The sequence below is a fragment of the Planktothrix paucivesiculata PCC 9631 genome (genome assembly GCF_900009265.2).
Lineage (GTDB): Bacteria > Cyanobacteriota > Cyanobacteriia > Cyanobacteriales > Microcoleaceae > Planktothrix > Planktothrix paucivesiculata.
This window is the reverse complement of sequence record NZ_LR735143.1, coordinates 1-465: the sequence shown is the minus strand read 5'-3', so window position 1 is coordinate 465 and position 465 is coordinate 1. Positions and strand designations below refer to the sequence as shown.

Annotated in this window: 1 protein-coding gene; it reads right to left on the bottom strand. The window is 35.3% G+C overall.

Annotation, left to right across the window (positions count from 1 at the left end; genetic code table 11):
• Nucleotides 1-314: helix-turn-helix domain-containing protein (locus PL9631_RS25855; RefSeq protein ID WP_197046544.1), on the bottom strand; the 314-nt coding region annotated here is incomplete at its 3' end.
• Nucleotides 315-465: the final 151 nt, after the last annotated feature.

Here is a 465-nt window from a genome sequence, read left to right as displayed (position 1 = left end):
TTTCCCGGAATCCGAAACTTTCCTGTTTTCATTAAAGTTGATTCAATATTAGCAACAATTCGGCAAATAGTTGATTCTGATACTCCCCAATTTGTCCCAATATGAAAATATGTTCTGTATTCTCGCCAATACTCCAAGGCTACTAAAACTTGCTCTTGGAGAGTCAGGCGGGTGTGACGTCCTCTCCTATCTTTAGGATGTTCTAACCTGAACTGCTCTATGGCATTAACCATTGCTTGAAAGGTTTGAATCTTGACACCAAATCTCCGTTTAAATTCAGGAGGTTTCAAATTTAGATAAAATTGAGTGTTCATCGCCGAGTTATTGTCTTAATTCACTTTCAATTTTTACCATTTTATGGAGTTTTTAGCAAAAGTTTGTGAAGAATGGTTAGTCTCTGGGATTTTATGAAATTGAGCAAAACTCACCATAATACCATAAAATTATTTTGCAAGAGTTCTAATA